Origin of the sequence: Bacillus salacetis, assembly GCF_049177075.1 — a bacterium.
In the GTDB taxonomy this organism is placed as follows: domain Bacteria; phylum Bacillota; class Bacilli; order Bacillales; family Bacillaceae_B; genus Rossellomorea; species Rossellomorea salacetis_A.
On record NZ_CP185377.1, the window covers coordinates 2804679 to 2826917 of the forward strand.

The 22239-nt window shown below is 42.1% G+C and carries 22 protein-coding genes; 4 read left to right on the plus strand and 18 right to left on the minus strand.

Annotated elements, in window-relative coordinates; all coding sequences use genetic code 11:
• Window positions 1-3: 3 nt before the first annotated feature.
• Window positions 4-2277 carry a DEAD/DEAH box helicase gene (locus ACOJQI_RS14700; RefSeq protein ID WP_421379143.1) on the minus strand — a complete coding sequence of 758 codons (2274 nt, stop codon included), beginning with the start codon at window positions 2275-2277 and terminating at the stop codon, window positions 4-6.
• Between the two features lie 101 nt (window positions 2278-2378).
• Window positions 2379-3164, minus strand: coding sequence for an alpha/beta fold hydrolase (locus ACOJQI_RS14705; protein WP_421379145.1), 786 nt, complete (start codon window positions 3162-3164; stop codon window positions 2379-2381).
• Window positions 3165-3301: 137 nt separating this feature from the next.
• On the opposite strand from ACOJQI_RS14705, the gene ACOJQI_RS14710 reads away from it, so the two are divergent.
• Window positions 3302-3748 (plus strand): Hsp20/alpha crystallin family protein, encoded by a 447-nt coding sequence (locus ACOJQI_RS14710; RefSeq protein ID WP_421379147.1) that lies wholly within the window; start codon window positions 3302-3304, stop codon window positions 3746-3748.
• A gap of 46 nt (window positions 3749-3794) precedes the next feature.
• Here the strand turns inward: ACOJQI_RS14710 and ACOJQI_RS14715 are convergent, their stop codons facing one another.
• Window positions 3795-4280: a YppG family protein gene (locus ACOJQI_RS14715; protein ID WP_421379149.1), complete on the minus strand. Its 486-nt coding sequence runs from the start codon at window positions 4278-4280 to the stop codon at window positions 3795-3797.
• A gap of 243 nt (window positions 4281-4523) precedes the next feature.
• Between ACOJQI_RS14715 and yppF the strand changes: the two genes are divergently transcribed.
• Window positions 4524-4712 carry a YppF family protein gene (gene yppF, locus ACOJQI_RS14720; protein ID WP_421379151.1) on the plus strand — a complete coding sequence of 63 codons (189 nt, stop codon included), beginning with the start codon at window positions 4524-4526 and terminating at the stop codon, window positions 4710-4712.
• 106 nt (window positions 4713-4818) lie between these two features.
• Here yppF and ACOJQI_RS14725 read toward each other — a convergent pair whose 3' ends face one another.
• From ACOJQI_RS14725 to ACOJQI_RS14735, 3 genes are all read right to left on the minus strand, one after another.
• Window positions 4819-5175, minus strand: coding sequence for a YppE family protein (locus ACOJQI_RS14725; RefSeq protein ID WP_421379153.1), 357 nt, complete (start codon window positions 5173-5175; stop codon window positions 4819-4821).
• Between the two features lie 137 nt (window positions 5176-5312).
• Window positions 5313-5573, minus strand: a complete 261-nt coding sequence (locus ACOJQI_RS14730; RefSeq protein ID WP_421379155.1) for a hypothetical protein — start codon at window positions 5571-5573, stop codon at window positions 5313-5315.
• Window positions 5574-5939: 366 nt separating this feature from the next.
• Complete coding sequence (locus ACOJQI_RS14735; RefSeq protein WP_421379157.1) at window positions 5940-6941, minus strand: DUF2515 family protein; 1002 nt, start codon at window positions 6939-6941, stop codon at window positions 5940-5942.
• 113 nt (window positions 6942-7054) lie between these two features.
• On the opposite strand from ACOJQI_RS14735, the gene recU reads away from it, so the two are divergent.
• Together recU and ACOJQI_RS14745 are read left to right on the plus strand one after the other, a co-directional pair.
• A complete protein-coding gene (gene recU / locus ACOJQI_RS14740) occupies window positions 7055-7660 on the plus strand; it encodes a Holliday junction resolvase RecU (RefSeq protein ID WP_421379159.1) in 606 nt (201 codons plus the stop codon).
• 103 nt (window positions 7661-7763) lie between these two features.
• Window positions 7764-10382, plus strand: a complete 2619-nt coding sequence (locus ACOJQI_RS14745; RefSeq protein ID WP_421379161.1) for a PBP1A family penicillin-binding protein — start codon at window positions 7764-7766, stop codon at window positions 10380-10382.
• Between the two features lie 37 nt (window positions 10383-10419).
• Here ACOJQI_RS14745 and ACOJQI_RS14750 read toward each other — a convergent pair whose 3' ends face one another.
• The 12 genes from ACOJQI_RS14750 to panB all read right to left on the minus strand — a co-directional run bounded on the left by ACOJQI_RS14750 (window position 10420) and on the right by panB (window position 22126).
• The gene (locus tag ACOJQI_RS14750; protein ID WP_421379163.1) at window positions 10420-10938 is read right to left on the minus strand and encodes a YpoC family protein; all 519 of its coding nucleotides are present in this window, start codon (window positions 10936-10938) and stop codon (window positions 10420-10422) included.
• Window positions 10938-11588, minus strand: coding sequence for an endonuclease III (gene nth / locus ACOJQI_RS14755; protein WP_421379165.1), 651 nt, complete (start codon window positions 11586-11588; stop codon window positions 10938-10940). Before nth ends, ACOJQI_RS14750 begins: the two co-directional genes overlap by 1 nt.
• 145 nt (window positions 11589-11733) lie before the next feature.
• A complete protein-coding gene (locus ACOJQI_RS14760) occupies window positions 11734-12441 on the minus strand; it encodes a DnaD domain-containing protein (protein WP_421379167.1) in 708 nt (235 codons plus the stop codon).
• A 127-nt stretch (window positions 12442-12568) separates the two neighbouring features.
• Complete coding sequence (gene asnS / locus ACOJQI_RS14765; protein WP_421379169.1) at window positions 12569-13861, minus strand: asparagine--tRNA ligase; 1293 nt, start codon at window positions 13859-13861, stop codon at window positions 12569-12571.
• A gap of 145 nt (window positions 13862-14006) precedes the next feature.
• Complete coding sequence (locus ACOJQI_RS14770) at window positions 14007-15206, minus strand: pyridoxal phosphate-dependent aminotransferase (RefSeq protein WP_421379171.1); 1200 nt, start codon at window positions 15204-15206, stop codon at window positions 14007-14009.
• Window positions 15207-15221: 15 nt separating this feature from the next.
• Entirely contained in the window at window positions 15222-15695 is a 474-nt protein-coding gene (locus tag ACOJQI_RS14775; RefSeq protein WP_421379173.1) for a DUF5590 domain-containing protein, read from the minus strand.
• Between the two features lie 12 nt (window positions 15696-15707).
• A complete protein-coding gene (locus ACOJQI_RS14780) occupies window positions 15708-15878 on the minus strand; it encodes a YpmA family protein (protein WP_006838066.1) in 171 nt (56 codons plus the stop codon).
• A 190-nt stretch (window positions 15879-16068) separates the two neighbouring features.
• The gene (locus ACOJQI_RS14785; protein WP_421379175.1) at window positions 16069-16899 is read right to left on the minus strand and encodes a hypothetical protein; all 831 of its coding nucleotides are present in this window, start codon (window positions 16897-16899) and stop codon (window positions 16069-16071) included.
• A gap of 94 nt (window positions 16900-16993) precedes the next feature.
• Entirely contained in the window at window positions 16994-19801 is a 2808-nt protein-coding gene (gene dinG, locus ACOJQI_RS14790; protein ID WP_421379178.1) for an ATP-dependent DNA helicase DinG, read from the minus strand.
• Between the two features lie 245 nt (window positions 19802-20046).
• Complete coding sequence (panD, locus tag ACOJQI_RS14795; RefSeq protein ID WP_421379180.1) at window positions 20047-20430, minus strand: aspartate 1-decarboxylase; 384 nt, start codon at window positions 20428-20430, stop codon at window positions 20047-20049.
• The gene (panC, locus tag ACOJQI_RS14800; protein ID WP_421379182.1) at window positions 20423-21289 is read right to left on the minus strand and encodes a pantoate--beta-alanine ligase; all 867 of its coding nucleotides are present in this window, start codon (window positions 21287-21289) and stop codon (window positions 20423-20425) included. Before panC ends, panD begins: the two co-directional genes overlap by 8 nt.
• On the minus strand, window positions 21290-22126 hold the full coding sequence (gene panB, locus ACOJQI_RS14805; protein WP_421379184.1) for a 3-methyl-2-oxobutanoate hydroxymethyltransferase: 837 nt from the start codon (window positions 22124-22126) through the stop codon (window positions 21290-21292).
• Window positions 22127-22239 lie beyond the last annotated feature (113 nt).

Below are 22239 nucleotides of genomic sequence, written 5' to 3' on the forward strand. Positions count from 1 at the left end.
TCTTTAGTGCTGGCTTTGCAGAAACATATCAAGCAATCTTACAGCGTCGTTTTTTGCCTCCTCTGATGAAATATCTGTACCGATACAAGACGGACAGCCATTTTCACATCTGCACCTGGAAATCATCCTTCTTGCTTCTTGAAGGATTTCATCCATTTGGTCAAAGACCTTTTCACTTAGCCCGACTCCACCTGGATAGCGGTCATAAATGAAGATGGTGGGCTTTTCATTATGGGCTGCTTTCACTTGAGGAACGACGAATACATCGCTTGGATCACACATAACGAACAAGGGCACAATCGCCTTTAAACTTTGTGCGAGACCGATCAATCCCTGTTCAATCCGGTCAGTAGAAAGCTCAATCTCTTTCTTTAACGATACCCATGTGGAATTCGTATGCAGTTCCTCTTCCGGGAGATGGATAGGGCCAGAGCCGATATTTTCATGTGTATCAAACTTGATCTTTTTAAAGATGGTTGCCATCGCTTGCACAGTGACATCTCCATAAGCTGTTTCAGCCGTCTCGCTGCCCTTGGATTTATCTTCCTCGAGCACACGCAGCTGGACAGCGAGATTGGCATCTGTAAAATAATCGACATCCACTTCCCTGACAAAAGCTTTTTTCTCTTCCCAATCCAGTAATTCCACTTGGTACTGTATACCTTGATGGAGATAGATAGCTTCATCATGGAGAAGGGTCATGGCTGAAAATCTATCCATCTCCCCAATGACCTTCACATTTGCTATATCACTTTGATCGATAATGATGACATTCTCTTGGGAAGCCGATCGCAAACTGATGTTATGAGCTGGAAATGAGTCATTCATCCAGTACCATTTTTCACCATTTTTATGAAGAACTCTTTCCTCTGAAAGGAAATCAAGAATATCTTCTATATCCAATCCGCCAAATTGCTCTCCTTCAGTAAAAGGCAATTCATAGGCAGCACATTTCAAATGATCGATAAGGATAATCAAATTATCCGGATTTATCCGCGCTGTCTCGGGTGAGTTTTCAAAGAAGTATTGAGGGTTCTCGATAATGTACTGGTCCAATGGACTGGAACTAGCCACCATGATGACAAGGGCTTCATCCTGCCTTCTCCCTGCCCGTCCAGCCTGCTGCCAGGCACTGGCAATGGTACCGGGATATCCGGTCATGACGCAGACTTGCAGCTGGCCGATGTCCACTCCAAGTTCAAGGGCATTGGTACTGACAACCCCATAAATCTCCCCATTGCGAAGTCCTCTTTCAATCTCCCTCCGCTGTGTCGGCAAATAGCCGCCGCGATAACCCCGTATGGACTTCGGACCAAGCTGGGCTTTCACCAATTCCTGCAGGTATGTAAGAATGATTTCCACCCTGACCCTGCTTCTGGCAAAGACGATGGTCTGAATTTTATTCTTCAGAAGCGAACCCGCAATATCTCTCACTTCTAAAGTAGCACTTCTCCTGATGTTCAATGGCTTATTGACAATCGGAGGATTATAGAACACAAAATGTTTCCTGCCGCTCGGTGCACCATTATTATCAATCAGGGTCATTTCTTTTTCTGTAAGGCCTTCAGCCAACTCTTTAGGGTTTGCTATCGTTGCCGATGTACAGATGAAAATTGGATCACTTCCATAAAATCTGCAGATCCTTCTCAACCTTCTGATTACATTGCTGACATGGCTTCCAAAAACCCCCCGGTAAATGTGAAGTTCATCAATGACGACGTACTTCAAATTTTCAAAAAGTGACACCCACTTAGTATGATGCGGAAGAATCGCTGAATGAAGCATATCGGGGTTTGTAATGACGATATGGCCAGCCTTCCTTACTTTCTGCCGGATGTTGGCAGAAGTATCCCCGTCATATGTATAACTATTGATGGCCGCATCCGCTTCAGCAATGATCTCATTGATTTCGCTTTTTTGATCCTGGGCCAATGCCTTGGTTGGAAAGATATACAGCGCCCTTGTATTCTTGTTTTCCAGTATGGTCTGTAGAACAGGAAGGTTATAGCAGAGTGTTTTTCCTGATGCTGTCGGTGTAACAGCCGTGAAGCTCCTGCCGCTCATAGCAGTATCAAATGCAGTTGCCTGATGGGTATAAAGTTTTTCGATTCCCCGTTTTTCCAGAGCTGATTTCAGCTTGGGATGAATTCGTTCAGGCAGTTCTTTCAGCTGTGCTTTTTTTTCTTCTATAGTATGCCAATGGACAATTTGTCCTTTATGCTCTGACTGACGTTGTAATTGTTCTATCATTTCTTGCAAATTTCTTTTACGAAGCATGCTTTTCACCTCTCTCTTTATTCTAGCGAATAAACGTTCGAAGAAAAAGAGAAAAAAATGCCAGGTAATAATTGGCTGAGCCAATTTACCCGGCATTCATCTTATTGGTTTTCTGTTATGAAAGATTTTATCTCCATTGCTAGCTTTTCAGGCTCTTCATATATTCCCATGTGCCCTGATCTTTCCAGGACTACCTTCTTAACATGGTCCCCATCAGCTGCAAATGTCTTTTCCTGGTGCACTACTGAATCGTTGGCCCCTGCAACCAGCAGGACCGGGACACCGCTGTTTTTCACTACTGTCCGTAAGTCCCCCCTGCTGCGCATAGCTTTCAATGTTTCCTTCGCCCCTGCAGGGCTTGTGTTATAGCCAATCTCTTTTGCTTTATTTATTTCATCATCCAATTCCTCAATCTTGTCCTGATTAAACAGATTTGGAACCAGTCCATTTATGAAGGATTCCATCCCCTCGGAATCTATTTTTTTTATGGATTCCGTTCTTTTATCTTTGGCTTTTTCATCATCAGGCAATGGGGTCGAGTGGATCAATCCAAAACCCTTCAGCTTATCAGGAAATTTTTCTGCAAAGGACAATGTCACATATCCTCCAAGTGAATGACCGAACATATATACATCTTTCAATTGTTTCTGATCCATGAAGTAGTTAACATCTTTAGCCATATCTTCAATAGAATAGCCGCCTTCCGGAATTCCGGATCCTCCATGCCCCCGCAGGTCGACAGCTATTACCCGGTACTGGTCCAGGAGCGGCATGACTTTTTCCCAATAGTCCGAGCTTCCGCAGAATCCATGCAAGAGAATGACCGTTTGCCCTTCGCCATGATCTTTAAATGCAAGTTCATTTATTCCGACACGCTGAGTATCCATAACTAACCCCACCCTTATACAGAATCTATTTTTTATATTGCCCTTAAGGAAATCGTATAAACGTAGATAGTCAGTAACACACTTCTCCTTCAACCTACATAGAATGGTTGGTGAAAATGGTCTGAAAGGAGACAAGTATGATGGATGGTAACCTGCCTGATAAAAAGCGGCCAAAATTTGGTGAATTAATGGACTCATTCTTTCAAGAGAAACCTGTCCGGGGAATACTGGAAAGCATTGATGATTTCTTCTCCTCTCCTTTTCCGTTCGGAGGATTTCCCGTGGACTTGAAAGAATCAAAGAATAACTACACGATTACTGCAAAGCTTCCGGGTGTCAAAAAAGAGCAGATAGATATCGATGTCTTTCAAAACTATGTAACCATCTCTGTCCAGAATCATGAAATCCACACTTCAGAAGATGAAAAATCCAATGTCTTTTTTCACAAGCAGCTCAAACAGCATAATTCAAGAACCATCCCGCTTCCGGGCATGGTGGATGAGAGAAAGGTCAAGGCGGCTTATGAAGACGGCTTATTGACGCTTAAGCTCGGTAAACTTAGAGGAAAAAAAGTGGAACTTTAATAAAAGAAGCTCAGGGGCGTGCCCCTGAGCTTCTCCTTTTAAGATTTTATACCTTGAATATTCCTCCGAGCCCCTTCACCATGCTTGAGACCTGGTTCACTGCACTCATCATTTGTCCTGCTGTATTGACCATTTTGTTAAAATCCAATGAACCGTCCTGTGACTTGAATGAATTCATGATCGTACCCATACCGGAAGACTGTGGTTTAACCATAAAACTTCCTTTAGGGTAAGGATTAGTCAGACCCTGGTACTCATTAAAGTTTCCTTGTTGATAATAACTTGTTTCCTCTGGCTGCAGCGGATTCTGAAAATACTGATTGCTGAAAGAAGAAGGCTGTGAATACACTCCGTAATTCCCCTGCTGATTTGGGTAACCATTCCCATAACCGTAAGGAAGGGGGGCACTATACTGCATTTGCTGGAATTGATGTGGATTTCCATAAGGCGAAACAGGTATGGATCCCGGGTAACCGGCTTGCATTCCGTTATATCGATGCATTGGAACTCTTCTTATATTATTGTAATACATTCCATTCATCCTCCTGACAAAGGAATCTCTGCTATAAAGTATGTTTCAGCAAGAAAAATGTGCAGATGCCCGGTTCGATCACATGATAAATGGAGTTTAACATCTTTCGACAAAGAGCAGTTTTTTTGTCGGAAGTTACATTTTTCTTACAACTTTAAATATCAGGAATCCATGTTAGTATAGGCTTGTAAGGGGAAGCGGCATCCACCGCTTTATACAAACGTAACTTGGGGAGGAATCATAATGAATTTAGAAGAAATTCAGCAAGTATTTCATGAGAAGTACCATTTTAAACCTGCCACATTAAATGAACTTTTGACTTTTGCCCGAAAATGTTACATAGAGAATGATATCAGCATCAAAGAATACAGACAGCTCGTTAAAGAAATTGAAGCCGCTTATCCATTATCCGAATCACCTACGGTTTCTTAATAATTGTAAAGGGACACATCATCTTTGATGCTGTCCCTTCTTGTTTATAAAAGCACTCTTACCCTGGTCGTGGTAATGAACCAGGACATTTACAAGTTAGACATTGTCAACTCTCTGAAAGCTGATCGAGGGCAGTCTTTAAAACATAATGCACTGACTGGGAATGACTGATGAATCTGCTGTAACTGGCTTTAGGAAAAAAAGCTTGGATCGATATCATTTCCAGGTTTTCTGCAGTGTTGATTATTTGACTGGGATGAAGATTTTTCGGCCTTTCTTCTTTCATCCATTGAAGGGCATTCTCCTGCCACTCATCAATCTTTTCTTTAGCTTTGTCAGCGAAAGGTTTGACTTCCGTGTAGAAATCCCCTTCTTCTCCCCGCTCTCTTGTTTCTTTGTACTTTCTTAATATTTCTCCATTCATTTCCAGGAGTTCAGAAGTTAATTGTTTTAGGTTATCCACCAATCTCCCTCCTTTGATTTTTTTTAAGCTGCTTTTAAAAAGCTTTTTGATCTTGCCCTATGAAATATATTTTAGAACCATCTTAAATTCAGCCTAAAAAAAAGCAGCTTATCAGCTACTTCGATTATTTTCTCATTTTATGTGGTTTTATAAGATAATTCAAGATTATTGATATGCCTGCTTCTTTCAAAGCTTGGATCTCCATACATGTTCATCTTTAAAAGGATTTTGGTCTCTGCCTTTGTGTATTTCTTCTCAGCCTTTGCAATCCTGAGTTTCCTTTCCGTGACCAAAGCTTTTTTTTCTTCATTTACTCTGACATTTATTTTTTCTTCCAAATCATTCAATTCGTGTTCAATATCCGTCAGCAACAAGAGCAGGTCATTTTTACTCACCATTTTAAAGCCTCCTCAGATTTATTTACTAAGGTATTCTCCCTCTTTTTCCGACTACCTGCCTGCCTGACAAAACTAGTACTCTTTCGGCAAAGAAAGTCGGAATAGTACATTCTGCATAAAGATTTTCGACAGAAATACTGCATGAAAATCAAGTGAATTTAGAACAATATAACAAGGAGGTGTTAGGGATCATGGCCAAAAACGAAAGCAAGGAACAACGTATTAAGGAAGAAAAGCGCAATGTAACAAAAGCCGGGCAAGGAAATCCGAAATTAGAAGGTCCGGACCGTCCATCAACTTAATATACCACTAGTTTAAGAAGTGCCGGCACCCTCAAAGCGAGTGTGCACCGGCACTGTTTTTTTATCATTTATGAAAAAGGTCATTCAGTTTGATCATCTTCTGAAGTTGTCTCTGTTTATTAAAATACCATTGAGTCACTTTGACGGGTTCTTTGGACTTTGAGCGCCTGAACCATTTCTCCTTTACTTTCCTTTTCATAGACCAGTCAGGAATCGGTGTGTGGACATGATGCTCTTGCACATCAAATACAGTTCTAAGGATGGGCGTACCCGAATAGGGAGCATCAGGACAGTAGCGTTCATAGTCTTTTCTTGATCCAGTAGGTTCTGTAGAAAGTGCAAATTCTTTGAAGTGGAAATATAAATCATCTTTGAATAGAATTTGCGACAACCTGCTGCCCAGCGAAATACGGCTGTCCAGCCTTCTGAAGTCACTCACACTGGCTCCGTATAAATTTCCTCCTTTAGTGGGAAAGACAACCGAACTGAAGTGTAAATGATCTTCCAGAAAAAACAACCCGGTTTTAAAGACCCTCCGTTTATAAACAGGGTGTCTCATGACTGGTTCCTCAATGACATTTTGTTCATTAATGATAAGAGACTGCATGAGTCTGTCCCTGTTTCCTTCCTTCCAGAAAAGCTTCCATTCTTTTTGCATAAAGGCGGACACAAAAAGTTCACGAAAATTGTGAAACATTTCAACATTCAATTCCGTCTTATAGTGATGTATCAATAACTGGGGAAATACATCCTGAAAGATAAGCCAATTCGCTCTCTCATATGTCAGGAATAGAGATTTCCTCATTTTTTCATCGATAACTAGCGGGAGCCATGGACCTTGAAGATCGCACATGTTCCAGCCTGCATTCCGCGATACCATCGAGGCTAAAAAAGACCATTTTATTTCTGGATGTAATAGGTAATACTCTTGATAAGCCTTCGTTCTTGAGATATTATCCCGGTTATACTGGAAGGTCTTCTCCCTGATGATCCTAATAAGGTCTTCAGGAGTTTCAACGAGTGAGCAATCGGGTAAAAACGGTTGAAAAAAGGATATTTTGTTCATGTAAACCGCCTCGTTAGTCAATATAGGGTTATGTTAACGAGATTTAGGAAATTTTATTCACCCATCTTCTTGACGTATCTGATATGATATAGATTAGTTTGTGAGGTGTGAATATGAACTTCCATTATCCAAATGGGAAAAAATTTATTCCGAAGGCTTCCCCATCCGGTAAAAGACCGGGTGCAAAGAAAGTGTCTTACAGCAACCGCGGTATGACGCTTGAGGAAGATATCAACGAAACAAACCAATATTATTTGGCTAACGGGATCGCGGTCATCCATAAGAAACCTACACCAGTGCAGATTGTTGATGTACACTATCCCCAGAGAAGTGCTGCCGTTATCAAGGAGGCCTATTTCAAACAGCCTTCAACGACAGATTATAACGGACTGTATAAAGGCAGATACATTGATTTTGAGGCAAAGGAAACGAAAAATAAAACCTCCTTTCCACTTCAAAACCTCCATACTCATCAAATCCAGCATATGAAGCAGGTGGATGAGCAAGAGGGCATTGCATTTATATTAATCCGTTTCGCGTCGACCGAAGAAATTTTCTTTATGAATTTCAAAGAGCTCTTTAAATATTGGGAAAGAATGGAGCAAGGCGGCAGGAAATCAATCAAAAAAGAAGAGATAGAAAGTGATGGGGTCAAAATTCCTTTAGGGTTATACCCCCGCATCGATTATCTAAAAACCGTTCATTCTTTATATTTTTGAAAACAGATATTTCTCTTGCTGCAGAGTAAATTTATTAAATTACAGCTTGTCCAGCAATCTGCAGATGCTGTAGAGAGTAGCTATGAAAGTGAGGAAACAAACTATGTCTGGTCAATATAAATCCAGGGAAGAAAAGCGCCTGGCACAGCAAAAGGCGAAAGGAAAAGACAAAGGAAATGGAAAGAAAAAGTCCTTTTTCGCCAAGGCCATCATCAGTCTATTTATCATAGGAATTATTGGTATGCTTTCCGGGGCAGGGCTTTTCGCGTATTATGCAAGCAAAGCGCCAAAATTAGACGAGTCCCTGCTTAAAGATCCAATTGCATCTGAAATTTATGATATGAATGGTGATTTAATCACAACCGTTGGTACCGAGCAACGGGATTATGTCAATTACGAACAGATCCCCCCTCTTATGGAGGATGCAATCCTTGCTACGGAGGATAACCGATTTTACAAGCATAACGGAATTGACTTGATCCGCCTTGGAGGCGCCGTTATCGCCAACGTCACAAACGGATTTGGTTCAGAAGGCGCCAGCACCCTTACACAGCAGGTCATCAAAGGGTCTTTCCTTACTCCTGAAAAAACGCTTGAACGTAAAGCACAGGAAGCATGGCTTGCCGTTAAATTGGAGCAGGATTATACGAAACAGCAAATCTTTGAAATGTACTTCAACAAAGTTTATATGTCAGCAGGTATCAATGGGTTCGGTACTGCTGCAACTTACTACTACGGTAAAGACTTAAAAGACCTTGAACTACACGAAGCAGCACTACTTGCTGGAATGCCGCAAAGTCCTAATAACTATAATCCTTTCAAGTTTCCTGAAAAAGCGGAGAAGAGAAGGAATATTGTTCTGAGCCTGATGCACCAGCACGGTAAGATCACACAAGAAGAAATGGAACAGGCACAAGCAGTACCTGTCGGCGAATCGCTTGTATCAGAAGAAGCAAGAGAAGAACGGGCTGCAGATAAGTACCAGGCATTCGTCGATGTTGTAATAGATGAAGTTGCCGAGCTTGGAGACTACAACCTGTTCACTGATGGATTGAAAGTTTATACGACCGTGGAACCTAAAGCCCAGGAGCGGGTCGAGGCCATCCTTGCTGGAGAAGCCACTGATTTTGCTTACCCTGAAAGGTTTGAGGAATTGATGCAGGCTGGTATTACTGTCCTTGACACGCAGACCGGTGAAATCAGGGCAATCGGCGGAGGACGCGGTTATGGGGAAATAAAACGCGGATTCAACTATGCAGTTGATGCCAAGAGGCAGCCGGGATCAACAATTAAGCCTTTGCTTGACTATGGTCCTGCGATCGAATACTTAAAATGGTCGACATTTCATCAAATTAATGATGAACCTTATCAATATACAGATACTGATATTAATATTAATAACTGGGATAAAAGATTCAAAGGCAATATCTCTATTCGAGAAGCGCTGTGGGATTCACGAAATGTACCTGCAGTTAAGGCTTTACAAGAAGTCGGTACTGAAGAAGCAAGAGGTTTTCTTGGAGGTCTAGGAATCAACTTTGAACAAGTTTATGAAGCCTACGCCCTTGGCGGAACACCTGGGGTTAACTCCCTTCAAATGGCCGGAGCCTATGCTGCTTTTGGTAATGGCGGTATTTATAATAAGCCACACTCTGTAACAAAGATTGTTCTCAGGGACGGAGAAACGGAAGTAACCGTTGATCCGGAACCTAAGACAGTAATGAAAGACTATACAGCTTATATGATTACGGATATGCTGAAAGATGTATTGAAGCCAGGGGCAACTGGTACTTATGCAAACGTACCAGGGCTGGCTATGGCAGGGAAATCAGGTACTACCAACTATACAGATGAAGACAGAGCTAAATATAACGTGGCTGCCAATGAAGCCCCAGATTCATGGTTTGTCGGCTATACGACAAATTATACTGCTTCCGTATGGACCGGATACAGTGATAGGAAGTATCCTTTAAATCCTCAGGAACGCCATATTGCACAGTTTATCGTAAAGGATATCATGAGCCATGTCTCACAGGATATCGACACTCCAGACTTTAAGAAACCGAAGAGTGTAGTGGAATCCCCTGTTGAAAAAGGTTCGAATCCTGCCCGTCTTCCTAGTGATTACACACCAGAAGACAAGATTACGTATGAACTCTTTGTCCGCGGCACTGAACCAAGCAAGGTATCAGAGCAATACGATAAGCTGCCTGGACCTACAGGGTTGAAAGCAGAATTCGATGATGATAAGAAAACCATCACGTTGACTTGGGATTACAAAGACAAGGATCATAAACCTAACTTTGAGGTCACTGGATCTTTCAATGGAGAGGAAGGAAAAGTCCTTTCCACTACTCCTGAAAAAGGCTTGATCGTTGAAAATATTGCCGCTGATGGAACCTATACGTTCACGGTAACAGCAGTAGATGGTGAACAGCGCAGTGATCCTGCAACGGTCACCTACACCGTCCAAAACCAGGAAGAACCTGAAGAAGAAGAAGAACCTGAAGAGAACCAGGAAGATGAAGGAACTCAAGATGGTAATGATGAAGGTAATCAGGATGAAACTGGAGAAGGAACCGGCGAAGATAACACTAATGAGGATGAAAATAATCCTCCTGCCGAAGGAGACACCGGTGAAGGAAATGGCGACGGAAACGGCGATGTTGAAGGCCAAGATAATGGAAATGCAGGTAACAACTCAGAAAGTAATCAGCAATAACATAAAAAACAGCGCCTGAGAGCACTCAGGCGCTGTTTTATTTTTGTTTTAGCATAGCTTGGTTTTTTGCATATTGTTTTAACTGTTCAATGAATAACTGATCCAATTGCTTGTAGGAATGAAATAATGAATGGTGCATCAAGACAAAACTCAATCTTTCAAGCACGTTTACCGGCTTCACATTCATTTTATCCAAGTTCTCTTTCCACATGGCTGGCTTTGAAGGCATTGCGTTCGTCCAGAACAGATACATCATAAACAGGGCTATGCCCTTCTTCATCAATGATTTAATTTCATCACCAGATCTTGCGGAAAAAGCTGCATCCAATTCTTCTTTTATGCCCTGCCATTTCATCTCCGCTTTTTTTATATAGGAGCTGGCCTCCCATGGCTTCGCAATAACGGGTAGATTGTTGTAAAAGAGAATTTCATAAGAAAAAACAGGATTCAAAGGATCCGGCTGCTGACTTTCCACATTCACCTTCTCACCATTTTCTGTATAGAAAAGCGGGTGCATGACTTCTTTTGGGACAGATAAGGATTTACTCTTCCCCATTACTTTTTCCTCTTCATTCGTTTTTGCCCTTCCCTGCACAGGTCAAGAAGTGGACAAATTTCACACTGCGGGGATTGTGCTTTGCAATGATACCTTCCAAAGAAAATTAACCTGTGATGTGTATCTGACCATTTCTCCCGCGGTATTTTTCGCATCAATGTTTTTTCGACTTCTAATACACTGTCTTTCCAGCGGCAGATCCCAAGCCGCTTACTTACCCTCTCTACATGGGTATCGACTGCAAGTGCAGGTTCGCCGAATGCCACAGAAACCACCACGTTTGCGGTTTTACGTCCCACCCCTGGCAGTTTCACAAGCTCATCCCTCGATTGCGGCACCTCTCCCCCATACTCCTCCAAAAGAAGTTCACAGAGGCTTTTGATATTTTTGGCCTTATTCCTGTAAAGCCCGATAGAGCGGATATCCTGCTGAAGCTCTTCTAAACTGACCGAAAGGTAGTCTTCCGGCGTTTTATACTTTTCAAAAAGGGATTTCGTTACTTTATTAACCAATGCATCTGTACATTGTGCTGATAAAAGGACAGCAATCACCAGGTCAAATGGATTTCGATGATTCAACTCACAGTGAGCATCCGGAAACATCTTTTCCATTTCCGTCAAGCAATATTCTATTTGACTTTTATTCAACATATTCTTCACCACTGCTACTTTGTTTTTTAGTTGGTATGTATATTCCCGGAACTATCAGTTATAAAAACAGGGAATGCCACATTCTTCATGACATCCCTTCTTAGCTGAATATTCTTAGATGACAGGAGTCATATTACTGCTGATTTTACTGTTCAAGCCAATTATAAAAAGGTACTGTCTTCTTTTCTGACTGCGATGTCTGTGATGATGACTGCATTTTTTGATGCGGCCGGAACCGCTCTCCTTGCTTCTTAGCCTGCTCAATGGTCTTAACACCATTCTTTTTCCATTCAAATAAGATTCGATCAATATACCGGAAATTCAATTTTCCGGAAATGACAGCCTCCCTAAGTGCCGCTTTAATGATGACGGCATTATGTTCATCCTGATCAATCCACATGGCAAGCGTTTCACATTCCAGCGGGGAAAGCGGTCTGCTGAACTCTTGTTCAAAGACGGTATATAAATCCGTTTCATCAAGAAGTGTTTTTTCCACTTTTTCAGATTTACTTTCTGTCAAAACAAACTCAGCAAGTTTGTTCCAAAGCGGCTTCAAGGAATACTTTTCATAAAGGATCCCGCTTGAGGAATTGCCTTCTTCAATTGAAATGAATTGATTTTGAACGAGCCTTCTGAGAATCGAGGCACACTCTTCACTGGAAAAACTCATTTTGGAGGAAAGTTCTTCAGGAGTAGGAAAATCGTTGCCTTTTTCTATAAAAGAATATACTTGGAGAAGCAAAACAAATTCAGATTCACTCAACCCAAGCTTATGATAATTGGAAAGCAGCAGTTGTGGAATGCTTACAGTGCCTTCTTCCAACCAGCTGACCATCAATTGTTTATAATCCATAATACGCCCACCTCATTTATTAGTATATCATGATGACAGAAACACTGAACATGGAAAAGACTACAAACCCTAAATATAAAAACGACTGCCTTGTCCACTCACAAGGCAGTCGTTTATTATTTAACCATTATGGATATAGACGGTTTAATAATCTTGGGAATGGGATAGTCTCGCGTACGTGTTCCACTCCGCTGATCCATGCTACTGTTCTTTCCAATCCAAGACCGAACCCAGAATGAGGTACTGAACCGTATTTACGCAATTCCAAATACCACTCGTAAGCTTTTGGATCAAGATCATGTTCCTTGATACGCTGGCTCAGGATTTCATGGTCATGAAGACGCTCGGAACCACCGATGATTTCTCCATACCCTTCCGGCGCGATTAAATCTGCACACAGCACAACATCCTCACGATTTGGATCAGGCTGCATGTAGAAAGGCTTCAGTGAAGTTGGATAATGAGTGATGAAAACCGGCTTATCATAGCTTTCTGCAATTGCCGTCTCATGCGGAGCACCAAAATCGTCCCCCCACTTGATATCATCGAACCCTTTTTCCTGCAAGAATTCAACTGCTTCATCATAAGTGATCCGCGGGAAAGGTGCTTTGATGTTTTCAAGTTTGGATGTATCGCGTCCCAGTCTTTCTAACTCTAGTTTGCAGTTTTCAAGAACAGATTGGACAATATGTGATACATACTCTTCCTGAACTTTCAGGCTGTCATCATGCTCATAAAAAGCCATTTCCGGTTCAATCATCCAGAACTCAATAAGATGACGGCGGGTCTTGGACTTTTCAGCACGGAATGTCGGACCGAAAGAGAATACCTTTCCTAACGCCATGGCTGCTGCTTCCATATAGAGCTGTCCACTCTGGGACAGATAGGCATCTTCATCGAAGTACTTCGTATGGAAAAGCTCTGAAGTCCCTTCCGGGGCACTTCCAGTAAGGATAGGCGGATCAACTTTAACAAACCCTTCCTTATTGAAGAATTCATATGTCGCACGGATGATTTCATTTCTTACTTTCATCACCGCATGCTGGCGGCGTGAACGAAGCCATAAATGACGGTTGTCCATTAAAAATTCAGTTCCATGCTCTTTCGGAGTGATTGGATAATCTACCGATTCTTGGATGACTTCAATGCCTTTCACCTGCATCTCAAATCCGAAAGGAGAACGGCTGTCCTCCTGGATGACACCGGTAACATATAAGGATGACTCTTGAGTAATTGATTTCGCTTTTTGGAAGATTTCTTCTTCCACTTCACTTTTTACAACGACACCTTGAATGAATCCTGTTCCATCTCTCAGTTGAAGGAAAGCAATCTTGCCGCTTGATCTTTTATTTGCAAGCCACGCACCAATTTTCACTTCTTCTCCAACATGCTTACTTACTTCTGCGATTGTTGTTTTCACGTTTAATTCCCTCCAAAAAACTCAACACACTTATGTATCAATTTCTTTTTATTATACATATCCCGGCATAGCCAAGCAACAGAGAACACTGGCCATTTGACTATAATTTGCGGTGACAGCCTGAAGCTGACACCGCAAGTTATGTTTATTTGGATTCTTCCATTTTTTGTTCGACAAAGGAGTGTATTCTCTCTAATGCCTTTTCAAATGATTCCAGTGATGTTGCATAAGACAATCTAATATTATCAGGAGAGCCAAATCCTGATCCAGGAATGACTGCCACCTTTGCCTCTTCAAGCAGTGCTTTTGCAAAATCATCGACTGATTCGTAACCTGTTAGCGAAACAGCTTCTTTAACATTCGGGAACAAATAGAAGGCTCCTTGTGGCTTGATGCAGTTAAATCCAGGAATTGCATTAAGCTTTTCAAAAACAATGTTCAGGCGCTCCTCGAAAGCTTTTCTCATTTCTTCTACAGGCTCCTGAGTACCTTCATAGGCAGCAATGGCTCCATGCTGCGAGGTGGTCGTGGGATTTGAAGTCGAATGGCTTGCAAGGTTAGTCATGGCTTTGATAATGCCAGAATCCCCAGCTGCATAGCCAATCCTCCATCCTGTCATGGAATGAGATTTAGAAACTCCATTTATGATCACAGTCTGTTCTTTCAGTTGAGGAGAAATTTCTGCTATGGAAACATGCTTATTCCCTTCATACACTAATTTCTCATAAATCTCGTCAGAAACAATCAGAATATTTTTCTCAAGGCAGACCCCGCCGATTGCTTCCAGCTCTTCCTTGCTGTAAAGCATTCCTGTCGGATTACTTGGTGAGTTGAGAATTACCGCTTTGGTCTTTTCAGTAACAGCAGACCTTAATTGTTCAGGCGTAATTTTGTATTCGTTCTCTTCTTTGCCTTCAATGAAGACAGGAGAACCCCCGGCAAGCTTTACTTGTTCAGGATAGCTGACCCAGTACGGGGTTGGGATGATGACTTCTTCTCCTTCATTAAGAAGAACTTGAAACAGTGTATAAAGTGCGTGTTTTGCACCGCTTGTAACAATCACCTCTGAGGGCTCATAAGATATGCCTTGATCGTTTTTAAACTTATTAATAATGGCATTCTTCAGTCCAGGCAGACCGCCTGCAGGAGTGTATTTGGTATGTCCTTCTTTCATGGAAGCACTGGCAGCAGCCATGATATGTTCAGGTGTATTGAAGTCTGGTTCTCCTGCTCCAAGACCGATTACATCTATACCTTTTGATTTCATTTCTTTTGCCTTTGCTGTTATAGCAAGGGTTGTTGACGGCGTCAATGCGCTGACCCTTTCTGCTAATTCCCATTTCATCCGCATTTCCTCCTACTATAGATTTTCAATCTTCCTCCACCATTCTCCCGTTTCAAAAAGGAGATAATAATAGTTCAAATGCTCGTTATCATCTAAATATGTCATTTCCCAAACAGGGCCGACACTCTCCATCCCCAGCTTGACTGAAAGGATTTCATTTACATCGTTTTCACCCTTCAGTTTATTAATTGCAGCTTCTTTCGAGATGCCATCAGCCCATTTTTTCACAATAATTTCTTCATCTTTTTCGGGAACCCAAACAATGATCTTTTCACCGGAAGTGTTTTCACCGGTAATAACAACATAGGATTTCTTTCCATTGTAAAGGGAAACATCCTCGGTTGAAGCGATATCGGTTTCAGCTTCTGCTCTTTGGAGTGCAACTTCCGCCCTGTCATTCACAGGTGACCTTGCATTAATAAAAACGGCAACCATTGCACCAATGACCACAATAGTTAATAATACTGCAAAAAATATTGTCTTTTTCATTTCATCACTTCTTTATGTACGATATATTGTAAAGATGGCCTGTTCTTGATCCTCAGGGTCCAAGGCCAGTCCGAACATCAAGTCTCTTTCTTTCAGTGTACGGTTCAAAGCATCAACCACTTTGTAAAAGTCAGGTGAATGCTGGATTTTGACTGTTGATAATACTTCAATCTTGCTTTCCAAATAAAATCCCCCTTACATCACAAAAAATGTTATTAATATTGCGCCAGGATTAAGACACAATAACAGTAGAACCATTACCCATTATAACAGCAATTAAGCCTAATCCGAACACATTCAATTAAAAATAATTCTAATCCCACACACATTTCTTCAGAGGGCTGTTAAGCAGTCCTCTCTTTATTGTTCCCATTCACCCAAGTACTTGATTTTCCTCAGGGAATGTTATCACTTCATAATTATTTTCATTAAACTTGATCGTGATAAGCCCATGCTGGCCTGTAAAATATACATCAATCCAGCTTTCATGAAACAGTTCGAGTAAGTCTGTATTAATATACTTTTTTTTCTCACGATAAAAAATGGCTGTCTGCGGATCGATGTGATTCAACAGCCTCTCGGATAGTAACTCAGTCTTGTCATACAAAGGGACCTTAAGGATATTTACATCATTCAGCTGCTGATTTATAAGAGAGTCTTCCGCTGCCGGGGAATGTGAATTCAACCATAAAAAACGATGCGGAAGTGAAGTAACAGTGAAATCAAGTCCTTCATTTGCTTGATTTCCTTCAAACATCACATCGATGGCGACTTCCGGATTCAATTGAAGTTTCTCACCTTTATTCAATGCACGGATATTCAGACCCGGAACCATGAACCCTTCTGCAAGCTTCGAACCTGTCAGTATTTCTTCCACGCCCCATTGTTCTGTTATCGCTTTGAGGGAATCAGGGTGAAATTCCTTAAGGTCTGTGACCAGGATGCCCTTCACCTTTTTAATCCCGTATTTATCCAAGATGGATTCAAGGTTCTTCAACTGGCTGCTCCCGCCGGTATTGATCAGATAATTGATTCCCTCTGGAAGGTGGATAATGGCAATTTCTCCTTTTGCGAAAGGCAGGAAGGACAAGGCAAATTCCTCAGGCTTCAGCTTTAAATCTACCTGTGGATCTGCTGCTAGTATATTCCCTCCCGCAGATAGAAAAAACATCAACATCAGGACTGCCATAATAAAGCGTTTCATGAATAACATACCTCCCAATTCACTTCTACATATAGAGTACGTTATTCATAAAAATTTATCCGACGAGATAACAGTCCTTTCCTTAAAATGTTCCTTAGAGCCATTCCTCAATTAGTTCTACCATTTCATGAAGTTCCCCCTGCCTTACCGGCATATCAGGGATAGAATCCAGGAACGCCTTTCCGTACCTTGCCGTAACGATCCTTCTGTCAAACACAATCACAATTCCCCTGTCGGTGCTGCGCCTGATCAACCTCCCGACACCTTGTTTGAAGCGAAGGACTGCTTCAGGAAGAGAATAATGGGAAAATGGGTTCTTGCCTTCATTTTTCAGCAGTTCGCTTTTGGCCTGTGCGACAGGTTCATCAGGAGGTGAGAAAGGGAGTCTCACAAGAACAAGGCAGGATAAATCCTCCCCCGGAATATCGACACCTTCCCAAAAACTGCTGGTGCCAAACAGAATAGCTTTATCGAACCGCTGGAAATTTTTCGTCAGCCTGGTCCTGCTCCCGCCGGAAATCCCCTGTGCCATCAAGACAAAATCCTCAAGGAGCCCGCTGTCCTTCATTAAATCATGTGTTTTCCTCAGCATATCGAAAGCAGTGAAAAGGACCAGCATCCTTCCTTTTGTTGCTTGCGCTACACCGATCAGATGTGCAGCCACCGCCTCCACATATTCATCCAGCGACACATTTTGAATCTCAGGAATATCCGTAGGTATAAACAGCTTCGTCATCTCATCATACTGAAATGGGGAGGAAATCCGCACAGTCTCTGCCTCATGCTTGGACAAGCCCACTTCCTCTTGAAAGTAGTTGAAGGAGTTTTGGACAGTTAAAGTAGCAGATGTCATAACCGCACATTTCTTCTCCTCGAAAAACGACTGTTTCAACTTCTCCCCTACAGCTGCCAGCTGGGATTGTATCATCAAACTGTTGGGAAGAGACCTCAAGTCCCCTTCCAGCCATATTACGTCCTTTTCTGAAGGAGCAACGAATACATCACGGAAATCAGCCCTCAATTCCTTCCATTCAACCATGAAACTATAGAATTCCTCTAAAGATGCTCTTTCTGAATCCTCAAGGGAATTTTCCTTCTCTTTTAACTTTTGCAGCCTGCTGTTCATTTCCGTTTCAATTACTTTCATTTGAGAAATAACCCTCTCCACACTCATGACGGCCGGCATCCATTCCTTGGAATTCAGCAGATCATGGGTCAATCTCATCTGTATTTTTTGAACGCCCTTCCTTCTTTTCGAATGCTTAAGGAAAAGTGAAATGATCACTGAGAAACATTCCTCAATTTCTCTGTAAAAGGCATTTACACGCTGATCCAGCTCAAAAGAATGCAGTTCAGGTTTAATGGAGTAATTCTCCAGCATGTTTTCCAATTTATAAAACAGCTGTTTCTGGTCAAGCCCACCCAGCTGTCCAATCACAAATTTGGCAGACAGGTAATCAATCACCTTTCCAAAATGAGTTCTTGCCGATTTTTCCAAGTGGTGAGCTTCATCTATTATGACCGTTTCATAAGCGGGCAGCAGCTTCCTCTCACTCACCAGGTCGGCAAGAAGCATGGAATGATTGGTGATGATCAAATCTGCTTTTTTTGACATATTACGGGCATGAAGGTAAAAGTCCCTGCCGATCCATGGATCCTTCTTTATGTGCCATCCATCATGCCGGATCCTGTTCCAAAACAATCTTCCTCCGCTGGTCAGGTTCAGTTCATCAACGTCGCCGGTTTCAGTTACTGTCAGCCAGACGAGAATCTGCATTTTGGTTATGGCAATGTCATAATGATTCTCATCCTCTGTCAATGACTGCTCGAATTTAAACAAATTGAGATAATGATTCTTCCCTTTTAAAAGAACAGTTTGAAATGGAAAATCCAGCATCCCTTTTAGAAAATTTATTTCTTTTTGCAAGAGCTGTTCCTGCAGCTGAATAGTGTAGGTACTCAGAACAACCGGAGTTCCACTCTGCTTACTGTAAAAGACAGCCGGAAGCAGGTATCCCAATGACTTTCCTACGCCTGTTCCTGCTTCAATGATCATGTGTTTATCCTCTGTCATTGCTTCATAGGTTTTATCCATCATCAAAAACTGTCCATCTCTCTTTTCAAAGGCGGCAAGCCCTGAGGATAATAAGGCTGTCTTATCCTTTTCCTCCGCAGGGTAGCGAAGGAGTGAAGGGTCTGGGTAAGAACCGTCCTGAGACAGCTCTGTCTTTTTCCTCAATGCTATCCCTCTGAACACTTCAAGGTCATGGTCGATATCCGCTATGGATTTCCTTTTCTCAGAAAGAATATCGGAAAACAGCAAAGATAAATCGCTTTTCAGCCAGGATGCCAGCTTCTCCAATTGCTCAAGCGTAACGAGCGGCAGTTTTGAAAGCTTTTCAATAAAATGGATCAGCAGCTCGGCTGTAACCAGTGCGTCACTATCCGCCTGGTGCGGACGGCTGTGGGTAAACGAAAATCGATCGGAGAGTTCTGTCAGCTTATAACTGTCCGCAGTCGGCAGTGTAATCTTCGCCAGTTCAACTGTATCAAAAGAAGGACCGGAAAAAGGGTTATATCCTGCCTCTTCTAACTCCGCTTGTAAAAAACCTAAATCAAATTGGACGTTATGGGCACAAAAAACAGCCCCGTCCAGCAGTTCTAAAACCCGGGGGGCAATCTCTGAAAATTCAGGGGCATCTTTAACCATCTCATCATTTATTCCCGTCAGTTCCTCGATGAAAGAAGGAATTCCAATGCCGGGATTCACAAATGTTGTATACGAACTGACAACAGCTCCATCTTGGACAACCATTGCAGCTAATTGTATAATTTTATCCCCTTTCTTCGGGGAATTACCTGTAGTTTCCAAATCCACTACAACTATTTTATGAGGTACCATAAAATCACACAGCCTTTGTCTTCTCTTATCTGTTTATCTTCACAAGTGTACCATAATTCCTTGCAGCAGAGCCAGAAGGGAGCGATTAGCCTACTAACAAGTTTGGTTGGACCTCCGCTACAGGGGCGTGACTCCGGTCAGTCTGAAATGAAACTTAATAATTTCAATGGGATGCTCTTGGATTCAGCGATTTTCTTTAAGAAAATAAAAATAGAGCGAGTAAGATCACTCGCTCTTTAGAAGAATCAATATACTGTTGCTTCTGGTTCTGTTCCCAGCATTTCAACGATTTTATTATTTTTATCCATAATCGCCACTTTCGGTACATGTGCATGGACTTTTTCTTCCGGGACCATTTTGTAGGAGATGACAATGATTACGTCTCCCGGCTGTACCAGTCTTGCAGCTGCTCCATTTAAACAGAATACTCCACTGCCTCGTTCACCGGGTATGATATAAGTCTCCAGTCTTGCTCCATTATTATTGTTTACAATCTGAACTTTCTCATTGGGCAGCATCCCCACATTATCAAGGATATCCTCATCTATCGTGATACTTCCGACATAATTCAGGTTCGCTTCCGTTACAGTTGCTCTATGGATTTTGCCGCTCATCATTGTTCTAAACATTTTGCTTCTCCTCCTGGGTTCTCTTGATGATTATATTATCGATCAGACGGGCTTTCTGGAATTTCACTGCCAATGCAATGATAAATTCACCGTGCAGTTCTCTTATCTCTTTTAATTCCGGAAAAGAATAGATCTCTATATAATCAATTTCACCGCTTGTTTCTGCAGTGATCCTGTTTTGAATATGTGAAATGATCGTCTCCGGATTGGACTCTCCTTCAGAGATGAAGGTTTCAGCATCCATCAGACTTCTGTATAAAACAGGCGCTTCTTCTCTTTCTGCCTCAGAAAGGTAAACATTCCTTGAGCTTTTCGCAAGTCCGTCTTCCTCTCTGACAGTGGGCACACGGACTATGTTGACTGGGAAATTCAAGTCGTTTACAAGCCCTTCAATGACGGCAACCTGCTGGGCATCCTTCAAACCGAAATATGCATTATCAGGTCCTGCAATATTAAATAACTTGGAAACCACGGTGGCGACTCCATCGAAGTGCCCTTCCCGTCTGCTTCCGCATAAAACGTCAGTCCGTTCGGTTACATGCATTTTAATGGAAGAGCCAGAATACATTTCCTCAGCTTCAGGAAGAAACAACATATCGACGCCCGCGGATTGTGCAAGCCCGGCATCTCTCTCCGGATCGCGAGGATAGCTTTCAAAATCTTCATTAGGACCGAATTGAAGCGGGTTTACAAAGATACTCATGACAACAATATCGTTTTCCTGCCTTGCCCTCTCAGCAAGAGTTAGATGGCCTTCATGCAGAAAACCCATTGTCGGAACAAACCCTATTTTCTTTCCTTTTCGTTTTTCTGATAAAAGGATCTCCTGGATAGCGGAGATTTTTGTATATTTTTGCATTTATTTACTTCCTCCATACAAGGATTGAAGTTCTTCTTCTTTCATTGTGAAAGTATGACCGACCTCAGGGAAACTTCCCTCTTTGACCTCTTTATGATAATGCTCCAGACCTGCCAGAGCAATCTCGTTAAAATCACCGTATTTTTTAACAAACTTAGGTATTCTCTCCACACCATAGGTCATAATATCATGGAAAACAAGGACCTGGCCATCTGTTACACTTCCAGCCCCAATACCGATGACCGGTATATTTACGCTATTTGTCACTTCCGCAGCAAGCTGGCGCGGTATACATTCGACTACGAGGGCAAAAGCACCTGCTTCTTCACACCTCTTTGCTTCTTCAATAAGCTTTGAGGCTGCTTCCGCTGTCTTCCCTTGGACTTTATAACCTCCAAGGACCCCTACTGACTGAGGAGTAAGGCCTAAGTGGGCGACAACCGGAATGCCTGCTGTTGTCAAATCGGAAATGGTGTCAATCACCTTCCCACCGCCTTCAACCTTGAGGGCATGGGCTCCGCTTTTTTGAACGATTTCCATGGCAGCCTGCATCGTATCCCGCTTTGAGAGGTGGTAAGTCATAAACGGCATGTCAGTCACCACAAAAGTATCAGGCGCACCTCTTCTGACCGCCTTTGTATGATGAATCATATCTTCCAGTGTAACTGCAACAGTAGAGTCATAACCCAACACGACCATTCCCAAGGAATCGCCTACCAGGATCATATCCAAACCTGCCTTTTCAGCGAGTTTGGCAGATGGATAGTCATAAGCAGTCACCATCGAGATTTTTTCTTTTTCTTTTTTCATCTTGATAAAATCGGAAGTGTTCTTCATTTTCGTTTCCTCCTTTTTAATCAGAGACGGCGAAACATGTTAAAGGCTCTTTTCAAAAAAATGTTCACAAGACGATTTAAGAAAGAGCCTCAGCAAAAAAGGACCCCTCTAAA